Annotated in this window: 15 protein-coding genes; 6 read left to right on the top strand and 9 right to left on the bottom strand. The window is 66.0% G+C overall.

The genetic code is table 11. The features are described from left to right. The first annotated feature begins 102 nt into the window (after nt 1-102). A complete protein-coding gene (locus ACLRDN_RS14290) occupies nt 103-2,514 on the top strand; it encodes a DUF3141 domain-containing protein (protein ID WP_413456812.1) in 2,412 nt (803 codons plus the stop codon). 8 nt (nt 2,515-2,522) lie between these two features. On the opposite strand, the gene ACLRDN_RS14285 is transcribed toward ACLRDN_RS14290, so the two are convergent. The 8 genes from ACLRDN_RS14285 to phnD form a co-directional block, all read right to left on the bottom strand. Further along, nucleotides 2,523-3,068 (bottom strand): glycerol-3-phosphate responsive antiterminator, encoded by a 546-nt coding sequence (locus tag ACLRDN_RS14285; protein ID WP_413460401.1) that lies wholly within the window; start codon nt 3,066-3,068, stop codon nt 2,523-2,525. Between the two features lie 162 nt (nt 3,069-3,230). Beyond that, nucleotides 3,231-4,757: an FGGY family carbohydrate kinase gene (locus ACLRDN_RS14280; protein ID WP_413456811.1), complete on the bottom strand. Its 1,527-nt coding sequence runs from the start codon at nt 4,755-4,757 to the stop codon at nt 3,231-3,233. Continuing rightward, nucleotides 4,744-6,210, bottom strand: a complete 1,467-nt coding sequence (locus ACLRDN_RS14275) for an MFS transporter (protein ID WP_413456810.1) — start codon at nt 6,208-6,210, stop codon at nt 4,744-4,746. Before ACLRDN_RS14275 ends, ACLRDN_RS14280 begins: the two co-directional genes overlap by 14 nt. Nucleotides 6,211-6,377: 167 nt before the next feature. Beyond that, nucleotides 6,378-7,205: a phosphonoacetaldehyde hydrolase gene (phnX, locus tag ACLRDN_RS14270; RefSeq protein ID WP_413456809.1), complete on the bottom strand. Its 828-nt coding sequence runs from the start codon at nt 7,203-7,205 to the stop codon at nt 6,378-6,380. A gap of 31 nt (nt 7,206-7,236) precedes the next feature. Next, the gene (gene psrA, locus ACLRDN_RS14265) at nt 7,237-8,328 is read right to left on the bottom strand and encodes an iron-containing alcohol dehydrogenase PsrA (RefSeq protein WP_413456808.1); all 1,092 of its coding nucleotides are present in this window, start codon (nt 8,326-8,328) and stop codon (nt 7,237-7,239) included. Between the two features lie 41 nt (nt 8,329-8,369). After that, the gene (gene phnE, locus ACLRDN_RS14260; RefSeq protein ID WP_413456807.1) at nt 8,370-9,218 is read right to left on the bottom strand and encodes a phosphonate ABC transporter, permease protein PhnE; all 849 of its coding nucleotides are present in this window, start codon (nt 9,216-9,218) and stop codon (nt 8,370-8,372) included. Continuing rightward, nucleotides 9,215-10,018 carry a phosphonate ABC transporter ATP-binding protein gene (phnC, locus tag ACLRDN_RS14255; RefSeq protein WP_413456806.1) on the bottom strand — a complete coding sequence of 268 codons (804 nt, stop codon included), beginning with the start codon at nt 10,016-10,018 and terminating at the stop codon, nt 9,215-9,217. Before phnC ends, phnE begins: the two co-directional genes overlap by 4 nt. After that, complete coding sequence (phnD, locus tag ACLRDN_RS14250; RefSeq protein WP_413456805.1) at nt 10,015-10,881, bottom strand: phosphonate ABC transporter substrate-binding protein; 867 nt, start codon at nt 10,879-10,881, stop codon at nt 10,015-10,017. Before phnD ends, phnC begins: the two co-directional genes overlap by 4 nt. A gap of 202 nt (nt 10,882-11,083) precedes the next feature. On the opposite strand from phnD, the gene ACLRDN_RS14245 reads away from it, so the two are divergent. From ACLRDN_RS14245 to ACLRDN_RS14230, 4 genes are all read left to right on the top strand, one after another. Continuing rightward, the gene (locus ACLRDN_RS14245) at nt 11,084-11,953 is read left to right on the top strand and encodes a LysR substrate-binding domain-containing protein (protein ID WP_252695881.1); all 870 of its coding nucleotides are present in this window, start codon (nt 11,084-11,086) and stop codon (nt 11,951-11,953) included. A gap of 78 nt (nt 11,954-12,031) precedes the next feature. Then, entirely contained in the window at nt 12,032-12,334 is a 303-nt protein-coding gene (locus ACLRDN_RS14240; RefSeq protein ID WP_088753589.1) for a Dabb family protein, read from the top strand. Nucleotides 12,335-12,341: 7 nt separating this feature from the next. After that, complete coding sequence (locus ACLRDN_RS14235; protein ID WP_154135492.1) at nt 12,342-12,776, top strand: PaaI family thioesterase; 435 nt, start codon at nt 12,342-12,344, stop codon at nt 12,774-12,776. Nucleotides 12,777-12,819: 43 nt separating this feature from the next. After that, nucleotides 12,820-13,251 carry a GNAT family N-acetyltransferase gene (locus tag ACLRDN_RS14230; RefSeq protein ID WP_413456804.1) on the top strand — a complete coding sequence of 144 codons (432 nt, stop codon included), beginning with the start codon at nt 12,820-12,822 and terminating at the stop codon, nt 13,249-13,251. A gap of 5 nt (nt 13,252-13,256) precedes the next feature. Here the strand turns inward: ACLRDN_RS14230 and ACLRDN_RS14225 are convergent, their stop codons facing one another. Next, nucleotides 13,257-14,834, bottom strand: a complete 1,578-nt coding sequence (locus tag ACLRDN_RS14225) for a methyl-accepting chemotaxis protein (RefSeq protein WP_413456803.1) — start codon at nt 14,832-14,834, stop codon at nt 13,257-13,259. Between the two features lie 309 nt (nt 14,835-15,143). On the opposite strand from ACLRDN_RS14225, the gene ACLRDN_RS14220 reads away from it, so the two are divergent. Then, nucleotides 15,144-16,469 carry a dicarboxylate/amino acid:cation symporter gene (locus ACLRDN_RS14220; RefSeq protein WP_413456802.1) on the top strand — a complete coding sequence of 442 codons (1,326 nt, stop codon included), beginning with the start codon at nt 15,144-15,146 and terminating at the stop codon, nt 16,467-16,469. The last annotated feature ends 51 nt before the right edge of the window (nt 16,470-16,520 follow it).

Raw genomic sequence — 16,520 nt, 5'->3', positions numbered from 1 at the left:
CACCCAATTCCGCGAATTGCGGTTCCATTGTCGCAGAGATCGGACGATTTGCTGACGATCCAGGTCAGTATGATTGAAGTCTTACTTGACCGGAGTGCACCCATGGCAAGCCGCAAGACGTCCGACCTCCATCCCCCTCTTCAGCCTGCCACGCCCGCTGCGGCCTGGGGCGATGTCCCGAATTATGTACAGGATTGCGTACAGCGCAGTTTTCTCTTCCTCGATACCTTGCTCGACCGTGGCAACGACTATCTGGAGCATCTTGAGCAGGGCACGCCGCCGCTGTTGAAATTTGACCATGAGCTGGTGCTGGACGGCCACGACCTGCCCGAGCCCTGCAATTACGCCTTGCTTCGCCTGCAGCCGCCACCGGGGCTGCCGGTCGATCCGCAGGCGCGTCCCGTGGTGGTGGTTGATCCGCGCGCCGGACACGGTCCCGGCATTGGCGGCTTCAAGTTCGATTCGGAAGTGGGCATGGCGATGAAGGGCGGGCACACCGTGTATTTCGTCACCTTCCGCCCCGAGCCCGAGGATGGCCAGACGCTGGTCACGGTCATGGATGCCGAGGCGCGCTTCCTAGAAGAAGTCATGCGCCGTCATCCGCAATGCCCGGCCAAGCCGGTGGTGATCGGCAATTGCCAGGCCGGCTGGGCCATGATGACGCTCGATGCCGTGCGGCCGGAGCTGTTCGGTCCGCTCATGATGGTGGGTGCGCCGGCCTCCTACTGGGCCGGCAGCTCCACGCTGAACCCCATGCGCTACAGCGGCGCCAACCTCGGCGGGACCTGGCTGGCCTCGCTGGCCGCCGACCTGGGGGCCGACCGCTTCGATGGTGCCTACCTGGTCGAGAATTTCGAGAAACTCAATCCGGCCAACACCTTCTGGAGCAAGTATTACAACCTGTGGTCCGGGGTCGACCAGGAGGCGCCGCGCTTCCTGGAGTTCGAACGCTGGTGGGGCGGCTTCTTCCGCATGACCGGGGCCGAGATCGAGGCCATCACCGAGAATCTGTTCGTGGGCAACAAGCTGGCGCGCGGGGAGCTGGAGGTCAAGGGCAGGGCGGTCAATCTGCGCGACATCACGGCACCCATCGTGGTCTTCGCCTCCTGGGGCGACAACATCACGCCGCCGCCGCAGGCCCTGAACTGGATCATCGACGTGTGGGGCGACGAGCGCGCCATCGCGGCGGCCGGTCGTACCATCATCTACGTGCTGCACGAGAGCGTGGGCCACCTGGGCATCTTCGTGGGCGGCTCGGTGGCGCTGAAGGAACATGACCAGCTGGTGAGCTCGCTGGATGTCATCGAGAGCCTGCCACCGGGACTCTACGAGATGAAGCTGGAACGCAAGGACGGCCGCCCCACCCAGCGCTGGGATGCGCTGGAGCCGGGTGACTACACGGTGCACTACGAGCACCGCACCATGGAAGACCTGCGCAAGCTCAATCCCGAAGGCCGCGAGGAAGAGTCGCTCTTCTCGACCATCAGCCAGTGGTCGCAACTCAATGCCCAGTGGTACAAGACCTGGGTGCGCCCCTGGGTACGCATGGGCGCCACCCGCGAGAGTGCCAACGCGCTGATGCGCATGAATCCCTTGCGCATGCAGCGGCAACTATTCTCCGACAAGCATCCGGCTGCTGCCTTCATCCGCCAGCAGGCTGCTGCCGCGCGCGCCCACCGGGTACAGCTCGACCCCGACCATCCGCTGAAGCAGTATGAACGCCGCATGGCGCAGAAGATCACCGACGAACTCAACGCCTGGCGCGACCAGCGTGATGCCCGCACGGTGCGCATGACGCGCCGCCTGTTCGGCCCCAACGGCCTGGGTGCCTGGCTGCCGCCGCGCGAGCCCGATGCCGAGCTGGCCCAGCGCTGGGCCCAGCAGGAACTGGGGCGCTACCGCGATACCGTGATCGGCCAGATTGCCGAGGGCGGCTTTGCCGAGGCGGTATGCCGCATCGTCATTGCCGGCATGGTGTCCATCGGGGCCTTCGAACGGCGCAGCCTGCGCCTGGCGCGGCTGCTTGCACAGCTGCCGAACATGCATGCCAGCGTGTCGCCGCAGACCAACTGGGTGCAGTTGTTGAAGGAGCAGGCCCGCATCACGGCGGTGGCCCCGGTGGAAGCGCTCAATGCGCTGGGACAGATGTTGCCGGACCAGGCCAGCCGCGAGCGTGCCCTGGCCCTGGCGGCGGCCGTGATGATGATCGAACCGACGCTGGCCAATCCGCGCTCGGAAATCATCGAGCTGCTCATGGGCACGCTCGATGCCGACCCCGATCGCGTCATTGCGCTGGCGCGCAAGCTCACCACGGCCATTGGCGAAGACGGCGAGGTGCTGCCGGCGGCGCAGCCCGATGCAGCACCGGCGGCGGCACGCAAGCGTTCGCCCCGCAAAGCGGTTGCAGCCCCGGCGGCCGCCAAGCCAGCAGTCAAGCCAACAGCCAAGCCCAAGAAAGCTGCGGCTGCCGACCAGCCCGTGAAGGCCGCCAAGCCCCGAACTCGCCGCACCTGAGCGCAGGGTCAAGGCGCGCTCAGCGCACCCGCAGGCAGATTCCACAAGCGCTGCTCGCTGGTGGAAAGCGCGATCGCGCCTGCGGCCAATGCCGCGCGCGCATCCTTCTCATTGCAGACAAAGCCGGCCGCCACGATGGGCGGCAGCTGTTCGCGGTCGGCCGCCCCCAGGCGCGGCAGCATCGGTGCCGGCATCAGCTGCACCAGGTTCGGTCCGCTTTGTTCCAGCGCCTTGAGGCTGCGCGGCCAGGTGGTGCGATCGGTCACGAACACCTTCTGCATGGTGATCATTCCGGCACGGCTGGCGCGTAGCAGCGTGGCCACCCGGGTCGATACCAGCCCGGCTACGCCGATGCCGGCCAGGTAATCGATGGCGGCCTTGTCGTGGGCCAGTCCTTCACAGGTGTCCACGTTGAGGAGAATGAATTTGCCTGCGCTGTGCAGGGTAGCCATGACGGCCTGCAATTCCCGCAGCTCCACATGCGCCAGGATGCCGACTTCGGCGGCACTGTCGAGGAAGACAGGCAGATGCGTCACGCCATAGAGCGCGGCCATGACGGGGTGGCGCCTGAGCCTGGATTGCAGGGACAGATCGGGCGCCTGTGCAGAAGAAGCGACGCGGGAGAGGGAGGGTGCACGCATTGGAGTTCCTGGTGGATGAAAAAGGGAATGCAAGTGAGGTAAACGAAGAGTCCGGTGCAGCTATGTCAGGAGCCGTCAGTGTCCGTCCCCCGGCCCGCCGTGTTCCAGTTCGGCGCACAGGCGTGCCTGCCACAGGGCACGGCGGCGGGTGCGTTCTCCGGAGTCGATACGCGGCTTGAAGACGGCCTGCAGGCGGGTGCGGGCGCAGGCCTGGGGCAGGTCGTCCCACAGCAGGCCGTGGCTGCCGGCCAGGTAGGCGATGCCCCGCAGGCTGGCATGGGCGGCCTGCTGAGTGCGGCAGGCCGGCACGCCGGTCAGGTCGGCCTGCATCTGCAGCAGCAGGTCGCTGCTGGCCAGGGTGCCGCCGGTCATGATCTGCGACAGCCGCAGGCCTGCAGCCTCGGCATTGGCGCTCACGCAGGCCGCAACCATTTGGGCGATGCCATCCACCAGGGCGTGGGCCACTTCGGCACGGCCGGTGGCCAGCGACAGACCCTGCAGGGCGGCGCGGGCGGTGCTGCTGCGCTGGGGCGCCTGCAGCCCGGCCAGTGCCGGGACGAAGCTGACTCCGCCGGCCGACTTGACACTGGCGGCCAGGGCCAGCAAGCGCCGCGCATCGGGAAACCAGTGTTGGCGCTGGCAGGCCCAGGCCAGCACGGCGCCGGTGGTGGCACTGTAGCTTTCCAGGGCAAAGTGAGAGACATCGTTCTGGCGCCGCGCCGTCACCACCACACTGCCGCTGCAGGCAGCCTCCAGTGAGGCCGGAGCCGTCCGCGGGCCAACCAGCAGGTCGATGAAGCTGCCGGTGCCGTGCTGGCACAGGGCCTGTCCCGCTTCCAGGCAGCCCTGGCCGATGGCGGCGGCCAGCTGGTCGCCGGCGCAGGCTCGGATGGGCAGGACCGCACCCAGCACCCTGGCGTCGCTGCTGCCATAGTCATCGGCATCCTGGTAGAGCGCGGGCAGCAAAGCCGGCGGGAAGTCCAGCGCATCCAGCCAGTCCAGCGCATAGGCGTGGTGGTCCAATACATAGGCATTGCAGGCGGTGGCATTGGTGGCGCTGGTGGCCAGCAGGCGGCGGCCGCTGAGCTGCCACAGCAGCCAGGTATCGATGCTGCCAAAGCCCAGCCGTCCGCGGTCCCAGGCCTGAGCTACGGCAGGGTGGCTGCGCAGCAGGCGCGCGGCCCACAGGTAGGGGGAGCGGCTGCCGACCGGCCTGCCCAGGCGGGGGCGCAGGCGTGGGTCCCAGTGCGGGGCCAAGGCTGACAGGTCGGCCGCGTGGCGGCTGTCCTGCCAGGCCAGCGCGGGTGCCAGCGGGCGGCCGCTGGCGGTATCCCACAGCACGGCGCTGGCGCGCTGGTTGCACAGGCCGATGGCACGGATGCGCAGGCCTTTCTGGCGCGCCTGGTGCAGGGCGGCGCGGCAGACGGTCAAGGTCTGCTGCCAGATCAGCGCGGCATTCTGTTCCACCACGCCGCTGCACGGCGAGTGCGTGGGCAGCGGGCGCCGGTGCAGGCAGGAGACCAGGCCATTGGCGGTGACCACTGCGGCCCGCGTGCTGGTGGTGCCGGCGTCGATGGCCAGGACGGCCTCACGGGCGTTCATGGCGTCTTCTGTCGGTGGCGATGCCTTGTGCTACGGGCGCCGATACGTGCGGGCCCGTGTCTTCGAGATCCGGATGAAAACTCGTGCGCTGGGGATCCCAGCGCAGCCGCCAGCAGGTGAGGCAGGCCATGAGCGCCACCATGGCCACCAGCAGCAGGCAATAGGCCGTACCCAGCCAGGCTTGCAGCAGCGGGAAGGAGAACAGTCCCAGAGCCGCCCCGCCCGAACCCACCGTCCCGGTCACGCCATTGGCGCGCGCCCGCAGTTCGCTGGGGAACGACAGGGCCGACAGGCTCTTGCCATTGCCTCCTGGTCCGGCCGCATGGCATAGCAGGAACAGGGCGGGCAGCAGCAGCGCTTGCCAATGCGGCACATGTGGCCACGCGTCCGCCAGCGCCAGCAGCACCAGGCAGGTCGCGCCGAAACCCCAGGCGCAGGCCTGCCGCAGGCCGAGCCAGCGTGCCAGTGATGGCGCCAGCAGGCCGCCGCACAGGCCTGCCAGGTTGAACAGGAGCGTGCCCCAGGTGGCCTGGCGCAGGTTGTGGCCAAACAGGTCTGCACTGAGCAGGGGCAGGTACCAGCCGACGGCGAAGTACTGCACGGCCTGCCCGGCTTGCACGGTGGCGGCCAAGGCCATGCGCAGATGGTAGGGCGGGCGCATTACCTGGGCCAGGCCCGGTGCGGGCGCCGCGCGTGCCGATGGGATGGGAGCCACGGGCTGGTGTAGCAGCGCGTCCTGCGGCGTGAACCGGTGGCCGTGATAGAGCTGTCCCATGGCGTCGGCCGCGTCCTGCCAGCGCTGGCGGCGTGCCAGCCAGCAGGGACTCTCAACCAGGAACAGCATCTGCAGGTTCAGCAGCAGCAGGGCTGCCGCAGCCGTGGCGGCGACCGGATAGCGCCAAAGGCTGTCGCCGGGCGCCCATTGATCGGCCACCAGCGTGAGCAGGAGGTTGCCGCAGACGGCCAGGTACCACAGGGCCTGCCACAGGTTCAGGCGGTGCCGCAGGCGCGCCGGGGTGAGCTCGGCCAGCATCGCAATGGCGACTGCGAAGTCGAGCCCGAAGGCCAGGCCGGTCAGGATGCGTCCGGTCACGATGTCCGCAACATCCTGGCCGCAGGCCACCAGCACGGCGCCTGCCAGGGCCAGCACCTTGGCCAGCAGCAAGGGCCGCACCCGGCCCCAGCGATCGGCCAGCCAGCCGCCCAAGGGCTGGGCCAGCAAGGCGGCCAGGGCGGCGACGGCAGCCAGCAGCCCGATCTCGGGCGGACCCAGGCCGAGCTGGCGGCTCATCGGCGCCAGACCTACGCTGATGGCCGAGTGCGACAGAGCTTCCAGGAACAGGCCGCCCAGCAGCAGCCACCACACCAGGCCGGCATGGCCAGAAAGGACGGAACGGGAATCGATGAAGGCGACGACATCGTCGATGTCGCGCAGGGGGACTGCAGTTTGCACATGGCTCTCCTGAAGATGTCTGTAAGAGGCCGTGGCAAAGTGCGCGCGTGGTGAGACCATCCTACAGATGGTCTCTTATCTAAAAATCTGCCGGGCAATTCTATGAGCCCGGCGCCGGGCTTGTCAACGACTGGCAGGCCGCAACCGGCCGCCCTTGCGGGCAGTGCTCAGGGGCGTTCGCCGCTGGCCAGCAGTGCGCGCACGTGGGCGACCACTTGCGGCAGGTCGGCCACCGTATCGATGACGTAATGCGCACCAGCCTCGCGCAGGCGGGCTTCGGCCTGCGCCTTCAGGCGGGTGATGTCTTCTGCCGGAAGTGCGTCCAGTTCTGCGCGGGTCAGTCCGACTTCATTGCCGGACAAGGATATGCCGACGCTCCACATGCCGGCGCGTATGCCTTCCTCGATGCCGGGGACGGTGTCGTCGACCTTGATGCAGCCGGCCACGTCATCGATCTTCAGCGCCAGCATGTTGGCCAGTGCCATGTAAGGACCGGGGCGTCCGCCGGCGGACAGCTCGTCGCCCGCGACCACGTGATCGGGACGGATGCCCTCGTCGGCCGCCATGGGCAGCAGCACGTCCAGCACCTGGCGCGGATAGCCGGAGCAGGAACCGACCTTCAGGCCCTGTCCACGCAGCCAGGCCAGCACCTGTGCGGCGCCCTCGATGGGCTGCGAATACTGGCCGACCTTGGCGATCTGCATCGGCATGAAGCGGGCATAGAGGGCATCGACATCCGCATCGGTAGGCGCTTGGCCGTTCTGCTGCTGCCACTGCGCCGCGATGGCCGTATCGTCCAGCAGCACGCGGATGTGCTGCCACTTGGACAGGCCCATGGGACCGCGGGCCTGTTGCAGGGTGAGGTCGATGCCGAAGCTCTTGAAGGCATCGACGAAGATTTGCGTGGGCGCCAGCGAACCGAAGTCGACCAGTGTGCCGGCCCAGTCGAAGATGACGGCTTGCAGGTTGCGCGGACGGGCGAGAGTTGGGTGCATGGGATTTTCCTTGAAAGTGAGTCAGCAGAAGTCAATGGATGGCGGCGATGAAGTTGCGTCCGCGCGGCCCGCACAGCGCTGCCTGCAGGGCCGCTTCCCAGCGGTCTTGCAGGCCATAGTGGGCCGGGTCGGTGGACACGCCCAGCGATTCGAGCAAACCGGCCAGGCGCGCGACGGCCTGCTCGGTACTGGTGGCATCGAAGATCTGCAGCAACAGGGCATCGACCGCGCTGTCGCGCCCCATCGCCAGGCGCAGGATGTGCGGTAGCGAGAAGGAACAGGCGATGCCGTGCGGGACACCGCGCTGCAGCGTGATGTCATAGGACAAGGAATGCGCCAGCGCAGTCCGGGTATTGGAAAAGGACAGGCCGGCCTGGAGCGCAGCCAATGCCATCTGTTCGCGCAGGGCCAGGTCGTGAGGCTGGCGGACGAGCGCCGGCAGCGTGGCCACGATGGCGCGGGCGGCGCTGCTGGCCAGGGTCGAGGAGACCGGGTTGCGATGCACGTTCCAGATTGCCTCCAGCGCGTGGGAGAGCGCATCCAGGCCGCTGGCCAGCGTTGCCGGCGCAGGCAGGCTCAGCATCAGGCTGGCATCGATGATGGCGGCCTGCGGCCAGGTCCAGGGGCGATGCAGTGAATACTTGCGCCCGCCCTGCGCATCCCACAGCGTGGCCCAGGGCGTGACTTCGCTGCCGGTGCCGGCCGTGGTGGGGATGGCAATGAGCGATTTCAGATGCGCCGGGTCGGGTTCAAAGGGGGTGTCTTCGCGCAGATGTGCGAGCAGTTCGTCGAACTGCCCCGACGGCGTGGGCGCCAGCATGGCCTTGGCGCAATCGATGACGCTGCCGCCCCCGAGGGCGATCAGGCAGGGGACATCGGCGTGGCGCTGCCACAGGCGCTGGTACATGCCGGTCAACCAGCGCACGTCAGGATTGGGCAGGACGCTGTTGTCGATGCCAACCAGTTGCGGGCCCAGCAGGTCGGCGACCTGCTGTTGCAGACCCAGGGCAGCGGCCTCGGGAAAGGTGATCAGCAATGCGGGCCGGCCGCCCAGCAGCTGCGGCAATTGTGCGAGGCTGCCGACGCCTGCATGGAGATCGACAGGATTATGGAAATGCCACATGGTTTTTTTCTCTTCTTGCATCAAAACGGGGAGGGGCGAAGTCAATGGGAATGGCCGTCCTGGATCATGCGCCGCAGCCGGCTCGACAGGGCATCGGCAGCCACCACCATCAAGGTCACCACGACGATGCAGGTGGCCGTGTCCTGGTACTTGAACAGCTTGAGGCTGTTGACCAGTTCAAAGCCCAGTCCGCCGGCGCCGACCATGCCCAGCACGGTGGCCTGGCGCAGGTTGACCTCGAAACGGTAGAGCACGGTGGCGATCCAGGCCGTGGCCACCTGGGGCAGCACCCCGAAGACAATCACCTGCAGCGGCCGGGCTCCGGTGGCACGCAAGGCTTCCAGCGGGCCCTGGTCGATTTCCTCGATGCTCTCGGCAAAGAACTTGCCGATCATGCCCACGCCGTGTACTGCCAGCGCCAGCACCCCGGGGAAGGGCCCCAGGCCCACTGCCGAGACGAATACCAGCGCCAGGATCAGTTCATTGATGCTGCGGGTGACGTTGAGGCCCTGGCGTACCAGCGCATGCAGGGTGCGGTTGGCATTGAGATTGCGCGCGGCCAGCAAGGCCACCGGTACGGCGCCCAGCACCCCCAGCAAGGTCCCCCAGAGGGCGATCTGCAAGGTTTCGATGGCAGGGGCCAGCAGTGAGGGCAGCAAGCCCCAGTTGGGCGGGAAGGAGCGCGCCAGGAAGTCGCCGATCTGCGGCAGGCCATTGGCCAGTTCGCGCCACGACAGTTGCGTGCCGGCCGCACTCCAGGCCAGGATCCAGGCCGCCAGCAGCACAATCGCCATGAAGCCCAGCCAGCCGCGCAGCGTTGCCGGACGCGGACCGGTCCACAGGTAGCCGCGCTGTCCAGAAGGGGCGGCGGCCGGGGAAGAAAAATTCATGTCAGTGCTCCTGTTGCTGCCTGCAGGGCCGATGCCATCAGGGGCGATTCAGCCTCGTTCATTTCGGGCTTGCCGGCGTAGATGGCGTCGAGATGGTGTTCGTTGAGCGTTTCACCGGTGCCATCGAAGACCAGACGTCCTCCGGCCAGGCCGATGATGCGGTCGCCGAACTCGCGGGCGTAGTCCACCTGGTGCAGGTTGCAGAGCACGGTAATGCCCAGCTCCCGCGAGGCGGTGCGCAGGTAATGCAGCACCAGCCGCGCGGTCTTGGGATCCAGGCTGGCAATGGGCTCGTCGGCCAGGATCACCTGCGGCTGCTGGGCCAGGGCGCGGGCGATGCCGACCCGCTGGCGCTGGCCGCCGGAGAGCGCATCGGTGCGTTGATGCGCTTTGTGTTCCAGTTCCACCCGGCGCAGGCAGTCCAGGGCCAGGGCAATGTCCTGGCGCGAGAACAGTTGCAGGATCGAGGCCAGGGTGGAGGCCTGGCCGAGGCGGCCGGTCAGGGTGTTCTTGAGCACCGACAGGCGCGGCACCACATTGTGATGCTGGAAGATCATCGCCACCTGGCGCCGCAACTGGCGTACCTGACGGGCGCGGGTGTCGGTCGCATCGAAGCCGGCCACCCGGAGTTCTCCCGAGCTGGGCTGGACCAGCCCGTTCAGGCAGCGCAAAAGGGTCGATTTGCCCGCCCCGGACGGGCCCAGCACCACCATGAACTGGCCGGCCGGCACGTCCAGGTCGATCCCGCGCAATACGGCATAGCTGCCGTATTGCTTGGCCAGGCCTCGGATGTGGATCATTTCATGGCCTTCAGGTCCAGGTTCAGGATCTTGGCGGTCTCGCGCACCACGTCGTAAGCACCGTCGGTAGTGGGCACGAAACCGTTGAGGACGCCCTGGTCACCCCATTTCACGTCCTTGATGCTGGCGAAGGCGGCGGCGATCTTCTGCTTCAGGGCCGGGTCCAGATCCTTGCGCCAGACCATGGGCGACTCGGGAATGTCCGGCGAGGTCCACACCACGTTCAGTTCCGACTGCTGCACCACGCCCTTGGCCACGGCCGCAGCCAGGATGCGGTCGGCCACGGCGGCTGCGTCGACCTTCTTGTTGGCCACGGCCAGGATGCTGGCGTCGTGCGAGCCCGAGAAGATCACCCGCGAAAAATACTTGTTGGGATCGATGTTGAGTTTCTGCAGGCCGGCGCTGGGGAACAGGTGCCCGGAGGCCGACGAGGGATCAACAAACGCCATGGTGCGGCCCTTCAGCTGTTCCAGGCACTGCAGCCCGCTCTCCTTGCGGGTGATGATGAGGCTCTTGTAGAAGCTGCGGCCGCTCTTCTTGGTCTCGGCCACGGCGAAGGCTTCCACGTTGGCCACCGAACTGGCCAGCACGTAGGAGAAGGGCCCGAGATAAGCCACATCCAGCTTGCGCGAGCGCAGCGCTTCGATGATGCCGTTGTAGTCGGTGGCGATGAAGGGCTTGACCGGCATGCCCAGTTGCTGCTGCAGGCTGTCGATGACGGCCTTGCTGTTTTCCAGCATGGCCTGCGAATCTTCGGCCGGGATCAGGCCGACGGTCAGTGGCGGCACTGCGGCGGCAGGCGCGGCCAGCAAGACGGAGGTGAGGGCGCCCAGGCACAGGGCGAAGAAGCTGCGTCGCTGCATGATTGCATCCTTGTTGAGGGCGTCCCGGGGACGGGACGCGGTGAGCGGGGCGTCAGCGGGCCGATGGTTCGGCCATGGCGCTCGTCAGGAGCCGTTGCTGTTGGTGCGGCGCCGACAGGACAGAAGCTTAAAGAGACATTGTGACGCCCCTGTTATCGATATAATCGTGAAAATCGGATAAAGCTATTGATAGGATCTATAGATGACCCCTTCACAGTTGCGCGCATTCCTGGCCGTCGCACGCCATCGCGGCTTTTCGGCCGCTGCCCGGGCGCTGGGCGTGAGCCAGCCCACGCTGACCACCCAGGTGCAATCGCTGGAGCGGGAGCACAACGTGGAGCTGTTCTTCCGGCGCGGGCGACGTGTCGATCTTTCCGAGACCGCCCAGCGCCTGCTGCCGATTGCCCAGAACATCGCCGAGCTGGAGCTCGATGCCCTGAACCTGCTGGTCAATTCGGGCGCGCTGCACGTGGGCCATCTGCGCATTGGCGCGGTCGGCCCGTTTCACGTGATCGAGATGGTCGATGCCTATCGCGCCCGTTATCCGCAGGTGGAGTTGTCCATCAAACTGGGCAACTCCGCGCAATCCCTGGCTGACCTGGAAAACTACGTGACCGACGTGGCGGTGCTGGCCAGTTTCACCGATGACGCGCGCTTTCATGCGCTGCCCTACGCCGACCATGCGGTGGTGCTGTTTGCCCATCGCAGTCATCCTTTCTACCAGCGCGATGCGGTCTCCCTGGCCGAGCTGGACCAGCAGCCCATGCTCATGCGCGAGCAGGGATCCACCACCCGCCTGGCGCTGGAGAAAGCCATGCAGCAGGCCGGCGCAAGCCCACGGGTCGTGATGGAAATCGGCAGTCGTGAAGCCTTGCGCGAGGCGGTGGCGCGGGGCCTGGGCCTGGGGGCGGTTTCTGAGGCGGAGTTCATTGCCGATGAACGTTTTCGTATGGTGCGCATCGAGGGTGATCCGGTCAGCACCCACACCTACGTCTATTGCCTGGCCGAACGCAGGGAAGGGCGGCTGGTCGGCTCTTTCATGAAGATCGCCCAGCGCAACGCTGGCAACTGACGAAACTGAGGCAACTGAGGCAACTGGCACTTTGGCTTATCATTACGGATTGTTCATTTCTGACCAGGAAGCCCTACCGTGATCAAGCATATCGTCATGTGGAAACTGAAGGACCATGCAGAAGGCGCCGACAAGGCCACCAACCTCCTCAAGATGAAGGCCCTGCTGGACAGCTGTGCCAACGTGGTACCCGGCATCCTGAAATTCGAAGCCGTGCTGGCCCAGCCGGGCCTGGAAGCGACCTACGATGTGGTGCTCTATTCCGAGTTTGCCTCGCGTGAAGCGCTGGACGCCTACCAGGAGCATCCGGACCACGTGGCCATCAAGCCCTTCATCGGTGCCGTGCGCGAAGCGCGCCAGTGCATGGATTACGAAATCTGAGGCGGGCATGAGTCTGCCCATCACCGAGGTGTTCCCGCAGGGCAATCCTTATCTGGAAGCGCTGGGCGTGCAAGTGCTGGAGTACGGCGATGACCGTGCCGTCATGGCGCTCACGCTCAAGCCCGAGTTCATGAACAGCTGGCACGTGGCCCAGGGCGGCATCAGCATGACCCTGCTGGACGTGGCCATGGGCCTGGCGGCGCGCTCGGGTGCGCCGGATGCGAAATCCTCGGCTACCGTCGAGATGAGTACCAGCTTCCTGCAGCCGGCCGGCCATGCCGGCGAAACCATCATCGCGCGCGGGCATACCTATCACCGCTCCACGACCATGTGCTTCTGCCAGGCTGAACTGTTCAACGGCGATCGCCTGGTGGCCAAGGCCATGGGCACCTTCAAACTGATCCGCCGGCTGGACATCTCGCGCAAGCTGGATCACGAGTGAGCCACGGCCGGCGTTCTTTCTCAATTTTGCTGGGATACCCCACATGAACATCATCACAGGCAGCTGGGACGAGCTGCGCGCGCACGCCCAGCCTATCCGTTTCGAGGTCTTCGTCGACGAACAGAAAGTGCCGGCCGACATCGAGCTTGACGACATGGATCCGCATTGCGTGCACGCGGTGGCCTATGACGAAGCCGGCCAGCCGCTGGCGACCGGCCGCCTGCTGCCGGATGGCCACATCGGCCGCATGGCCGTGCGCAAGGCCGGGCGCGGCCAGGGCGTAGGCGGGGCGGTGCTGCAGGCCTTGATCGCGGCGGCCCGGGCGCGCGGCGATGCCGAGGTCATCCTCAATGCGCAGATACACGCCGAGGGCTTCTACCAACGCTATGGCTTTGCCAGGGAGGGAGAACCCTTCATGGAAGCCGGCATCCCCCACATCACCATGCGGGCCCGCCTGCAAGGGGCGGCCGGCTAGGGCCTTCAGGCCGGCGATGCGGACGTTGCTGCCGGCCGGGTCTCATGTAGCTTGAAGTAGCACAATTGGGCGCTCAGATCGCGCGCCCGCTCGGCCACTACTTCGGCGGTGGTGGCCAGTTCCTCGGAGGCGGCGGCATTGCGCTGGGTGGTGTCATTGAGCTGCATCACCGCTGAACCGATCTCTTGCACCCCTTCTTCCTGCATGCGGGCCGACAGCGTGATCTTGTTGATCTGCTGCGAGGCCTGGCGAATCCCGTTGAGCGTACCGGCAGCCAGGCGCTGGCTGGTCGCTTCGGCCAGTTCCACGCTTTGCTGGGCAATCACGCTGATCTCCTGCGCGCTGCCCTGGCTGCGCTCGGCCAGTTTGCGGATTTCAGCGGCGACCACCGAGAAGCCGCGGCCATGTTCACCGGCGCGCGCCGCTTCGATGGCCGCATTCAGGGCCAGCAGATTGGTCTGGTAGGCGATGTCGTCGATCACGCCAACCTGGCGCGCGATGCCGCGCATGGCCGCCACCGTGCTTTGCACGGCGGCGCCGCTCTGGTCGGCATCGGCCGCTGCGGTCAGCGCGATCTGGTCGGTGCGGCGCGCATGTTCCCCGGTCTGCTGGATGGCCAGGCTGATGCTGCTGATGGCGCTGTGCACTTCCTCCACGGCAGCGGCTTGCTCGCTGGAGGCGCTGGCCAGCGCTTGTGCGGTGGCATTGAGCTGGCGCGCGGAGTCGCCCAGGGACTGGGTGAGCAGGGTGACGCTGCGCATGATGTCGGTGAGCCGGTCGCGCATGCCGTGCATCGCATAGAGCAGGCTGCCGCGGTCGCCCCGGCGCAAGCTCACGGGTACACCGAGATTGCCCTCGGCGATCTGGTGCACGATGTGGGCGGCGTAATCGGGCTCGCCGCCCAGCTGGCGACGCAGGCTGAGGATGATCCAGAGCGCGATGGCCACGCCAATGGCCAGGGCCAGCCCGGCCATTTGCAGGTTGTGGATGCGCAGTTGCCGGTAGTCGGCCAGGGCGGCTTCATAGGAGCTGCGCGTAAAGCTTTCCTGCAGCTGGCCCAGCTTGGCCAGCTGGGTCGCCAGGCCCGCCAGTTCGCCGGTCAGTTCGGTCCAGCGCCGATTGGCGCGCAGCGGCTCGTTGCTGCGCAGCAGGTCCAGCACCTCGGCGCGTTGGGCGACGTAGCGCCGCCAACTCTGCTCGAAGCGCTCTGCCTCGGTCTGTTCCTCCGGTTCCAGCCGGGTCGCGCGATACGCCTGCCAGCCTTGCTCGAAGGTGGCGTCCAGCGCCGGAACGCGTTCCAGCAGGGGCTGGATGCGCTCGCTGCCGCTGCTGTCGTCACCGGCAGGAGCGGGAAGGTTGGCCATCATCAGGGAACGGCCCATGACGTCGCGATTGAGGTAGAGGGCGTCGCGCACCCGGGCGATGTGGATCAGCGCCATGGTGCGGTCTTCATAGACATAGCGCAGCTTGTCATTGCTCGACGCCATGCCCTGCATGTCGCGCCAGGCCAGCAGCAGCACGCTGCCACACAGTACCGCCACCAGGATGGCCAAGCGGGCGGTGACCGTCAGTTTTCGTTGCACGATGTTTTCCTTGTGAGTGCCGACCGGGTCCGGAGCAAGAATTTCCGTTCAGTCCTGCACAGAATATAGCGAATCTTGTTGCTATGCAGAATGAAGAATAAAGCAGTTTGCGTACCTCTTTAGTGACGCTATGTGGTTTCCCACAATACCCGCCCGGAAATGACTGCGAGATACTTGCGGCCGAACCGGGGAGGGGGAGTTCTCCCGGACAAACAATAAGTACCCGCCAGAACGGACGACGATCCGACAACGGCAGGCGGCAGGTCTCCACGGACCCGCCGGTCATCCATGTTTCAAGGAGAAAGCACTATGTCGGCGCAAAAACCGCCCCTTTACAAATCCCTGTATTTCCAGGTCCTGTGTGCCATCGTAATCGGTATCGCGCTGGGCCACTTCTATCCGTCTACCGGTGAAGCCATGAAGCCGCTGGGCGATGGCTTCGTCAAGTTGATCAAGATGATCATCGCGCCGGTCATCTTCTGTACCGTCGTCATCGGCATTGCCGGCATGGAAGACATGAAGAAGGTCGGCAAGACCGGCGGCCTGGCCCTGCTGTATTTCGAAGTCGTCAGCACTGTGGCGCTGGTCATCGGCCTGTTGCTGGTGAACTTCCTGCAACCGGGCGTGGGCATGAACGTCGATCCGGCTTCGCTGGATACCAAGAGCATCGCCGCCTACACCGCCCCCGGCAAGATGGGTTCGGTAACCGACTTCGTGCTGGGCATCATCCCCACCAGCATGGTGGACGCCTTCGCCAAGGGTGACGTGCTGCAGGTGCTGCTGGTGGCCGTTCTGTTCGGCTTCGCGCTGCACAAGTTCGGCGGCCGCGGCACGCTGGTGTTCGATTTCATCGAAAAGATCTCGCACGTGCTGTTCTCGGTGGTGGGTGCGATCATGAAGGTGGCCCCGATCGGTGCCTTCGGTGCGATGTCCTTCACCATCGGCAAGTATGGTGTGGGTTCGCTGTTCTCGCTGGCCAAGCTGATGGGTACGTTCTACCTGACCTGCTTGCTGTTCATCTTCGTGGTGCTGGGCATCATCACCCGCCTGCATGGTTTCTCGATCTGGAAGTTCGTCAAGTACATCAAGGAAGAACTGCTGATCGTGCTGGGCACTTCGTCCTCGGAATCGGTGCTGCCGCGCATGCTGGCCAAGATGGAAAACGCCGGTGCCAAGAAGACCGTGGTCGGCCTGGTGATCCCGACGGGTTACTCCTTCAACCTGGACGGCACCGCGATCTACCTGACCATGGCAGCCGTGTTCATCGCCCAGGCGACCAACACCCCCATGACCTTCGTGCAGGAACTGACGCTCCTGGGCGTGCTGCTGCTGACCTCCAAGGGTGCAGCCGGTATTACGGGTTCGGGCTTCATCGTGCTGGCGGCAACGCTGTCGGCTGTGGGCCACGTGCCGGTGGCCGGTCTGGCGCTGATCCTGGGCATCGACCGCTTCATGTCGGAAGCCCGCGCCCTGACCAATACCATCGGCAACGGCGTGGCCACCCTGGTGGTTGCCAAGTGGAGCGGTGAACTGGACAGCGAGCGCCTGACCAAGGTCTTGAACAACGAGACCGTGGAAGACGCGCAAGCACCGGAAGCGATCCTGGATCGTACCGAAGCCAAGATGCATCACTAAGCAGGCAGGCGGGGAGCCTCCCCGCACGCATTGCCTCATCGGCCCCATCCT

Source organism: Herbaspirillum huttiense (genome assembly GCF_047300815.1).
Lineage (GTDB): Bacteria > Pseudomonadota > Gammaproteobacteria > Burkholderiales > Burkholderiaceae_D > Herbaspirillum > Herbaspirillum huttiense_A.
Note: the sequence above shows the minus strand (reverse complement) of the source record. Positions and strands in the feature narration are given on the sequence as shown.